We start from the raw sequence: 2,712 nt of genomic DNA on the forward strand, positions 1-2,712 counted from the left end.
GACGTCGGCCATGTCGCCCAGCGACACCAGGTGCGAGAAGCCCACCCCGCGCGGCAGTGCCCAGTCGATGACCGACGTGATCACCGCCCCCGACTGCGCCACGAAGGCCAGCCGGCCGCGCCGCGGCGCCAGGTGCGCGAAGCTGGCGTTCAAGCCCTGCCCGGGCACCATGATGCCCACGCAGTTGGGGCCGACGATGCGCAGCAGATGCGGCTGCGCGGCCTCCAGCATGGCCTGCTGCAGGGCCGCGCCGTGGGCGTTGTCGCCCTCCTTGAAGCCGGCGGTGATGACCACCGCGGCGCGGGTGCCGCGGGCGCCGAGCTCGGCGATCAGCTGCGGCACCGTGTGCGGCGGGGTGGCGATCACTGCCAAATCCGGCGCCAGCGGCAGGCTGGCGACGTCCTTGTAGGCCAGCACGCCCTCCACCGCCACGTACTTGGGGTTGACCGGCATCACCGGCCCGCTGAAACCGGCCCCGAACAGATTGCGCGCCAGCACTGCCCCGACCGAACGCGGCCGGGTGCTGGCGCCGATCAACGCCACCGACTTGGGCTTGAACAGAGCGTCGAGGTTACGAATGGTCATCGGCTCGGCCACGGCAAGGACTGGCGGCGATGCTAGCGTAGGACCGGCCACGGGCGCATGTCAGCGGCGACGCCTCGACAGGCCGTTGAAAAAGGTTTTTCAACGGCCTGTCGAGGCAAGCCAGGGATGGCTTGCCCCCAAATCAAGCGCTTGACGCGCTTGATTTGGGGGAGGCTGGTTGCGGACATGCGCCGCGACGAGCCGAGTTGAAAAAGGGCAGGAAGCCCTTTTTCAACTGCCTGATAATGCCGGCCATGACCACCCGTCGATCACTCACGCCGGCAGCCACGCCCGGCGCTCCGCCCAGCCCGCCCGGCTGAACCATGCGCCTGCTGCTGGTGGAAGACTCGCCGCGTCTGCGCGACGCGTTGCAGGCCGCGCTCGCCGACGCCGGCTTCACGGTCGACGCCGCCGCCGACGGCGAAACCGCGCTGGCCTTTCTGGACGCCTACGACTACCCGCTGCTGCTGCTGGACCTCGGCCTGCCCAGGCTGGACGGCATGGCGGTGCTGGCGCACCTGCGCGGCGGGCACCAGCCGACCCGGGTGCTGGTGCTGTCGGCGCGCGACCAGCTCGCCGACCGCATCGCGGCGCTGGACGCCGGCGCCGACGATTATTTGGTGAAACCCTTCGCGCTGGACGAGCTGATCGCCCGCCTGCGCGCGCTGGCCCGCCGCTACCACGGCGAAACCACGCCGCACCTGGCCGCCGGCAACCTAGAACTCGACACCGTGCAGCGCATCGCCCGCTGCGCCGGCCGGCCGCTGGCGCTGTCGCCGCGCGAGTACGCGCTGCTCGAAGCGCTGCTGCGCGGTCGCGGCCGGGTGCTGCCGCGGGCGGTGCTGTTCGAGCAGGTCTACGGCGCCGACGCGCGCGCCTCGGACAAGGTGATCGAGGTGCTGCTGTCGGGTCTGCGCGGCAAGCTCGCCGCCGCCGGCTGGGACGGGCGCATCGAAAACCGGCGCGGTTTCGGCTATGCGCTGGCCTGAGCGCCTGCGCGCCGGGCGCTGGCGGCGCTCGCTGCGCGGCACGCTGGCGCTGCGCCTGGGCCTGACCGTGGCGCTCGCCATGGGCGGCCTGTTCGCGGTGGTCGATCACCTGGTCGACGCCGAGCTGTACCGGCGCTTCGACGCCAGCCTCGCCGCCCGCACCCAGGCGCTGGCCACCTATCTGGGCGCGCCGGGCACCGGCCCGCGGCCGCCCATCGAAACCCTGATGCCGCAGTTCCGTGTGCAGGGTCACACCGACTTCTACCAGGTCTGGGACGGCCACGGCGCGGTGCTGGCGCGCTCGGCCTCCAGCCGCGGGCGCGATCTCGAGCGCCCGGCGCAGGCCACGGCGGACGGCCATTACTACGACCTGCGCCTGCCGGACGGTCACCGCGGCCGCGCCCTGGCGCGCGTGCTGCCGCTGCCGGCCGACGACCCGCGCGGCGCCCTGCTGCTGGTGGTGGCCGAGGAGCGCGAGACACTCGACGCGCTCGAGCGGCGCGTGCACCGCATCCTGCTGCTGGGCAGCGCCGGCACGCTGCTGCTGGTGCTGATCCTCAGCGCCTGGTCGATCCGCCGCGCGCTGGCGCCGCTGGATGCCTTCGGCCGCGCGGTGGCCGAGCTGCCGCCGGACGGCAGCGCGCGGCCGCCGGCCGCCGGCGAGCTGCCGAGCGAGCTGGCACCGGTCACCGGCAAGCTGGCGGCGAGTCTGGAGCGCCTGCTGGCGGCGCTCGAGCGCGAACGGCGCTTCGCCCGCAGCCTGGCGCACGAGCTGCGCACGCCGCTGACCGAGGCGCGCCTGCTGGCCGAGCTGGCGCGCCGCCAGGCCCCGGTGGCTGACTTGGCGCCGCTCGAGGCGGCGCTCGCCGACATGGCCGGCATCGTCGACGGCCTGCTTTATCTGGCGCGCGTCGAGGCCGGCATCGAGCAGCCGCAGCCGGAGCCGCTCGACCTGGCCGACCTGCTCACGGCGCAGGTCGAGCGCTGCCGCGCCGCAGCCGCGGCACGTGGCCTCGCCTGGCAGCTGCAGGCCGAACCCTGCTGGGTGCTGACCGATGCGGCGCTGCTCGAACGCCTGCTGGCCATCCTGTTCGACAACGCCGTGCAGCACGCCCCGCCCGGCGACCGGCTGCTGGCG

The 2,712-nt window shown here is 73.7% G+C and carries 3 protein-coding genes; 2 read left to right on the top strand and 1 reads right to left on the bottom strand.

The genetic code is table 11. The annotated features are described in order from the left end of the window. Positions 1 to 585: CoA-binding protein (locus tag PHC73_RS13640; protein ID WP_300129347.1), on the bottom strand; the 585-nt coding region annotated here is incomplete at its 3' end. A 323-nt stretch (positions 586 to 908) separates the two neighbouring features. On the opposite strand from PHC73_RS13640, the gene PHC73_RS13645 reads away from it, so the two are divergent. Together PHC73_RS13645 and PHC73_RS13650 are read left to right on the top strand one after the other, a co-directional pair. Further along, positions 909 to 1,574, top strand: coding sequence for a response regulator transcription factor (locus PHC73_RS13645; RefSeq protein WP_300129349.1), 666 nt, complete (start codon positions 909 to 911; stop codon positions 1,572 to 1,574). Continuing rightward, positions 1,561 to 2,712 (top strand): histidine kinase dimerization/phospho-acceptor domain-containing protein (locus PHC73_RS13650; RefSeq protein ID WP_300129351.1); only part of this gene is annotated, 1,152 nt, incomplete at its 3' end. The genes PHC73_RS13645 and PHC73_RS13650, both read left to right, overlap by 14 nt.

Source organism: Immundisolibacter sp. (assembly GCF_028696615.1).
GTDB lineage: Bacteria > Pseudomonadota > Gammaproteobacteria > Immundisolibacterales > Immundisolibacteraceae > Immundisolibacter.

Excerpts from the sequence above, each read along its gene's own strand:
- PHC73_RS13645 (WP_300129349.1), top strand. The coding sequence starts at position 909 with ATGCGCCTGCTGCTGGTGGAAGACTCGCCGCGTCTGCGCGACGCGTTG.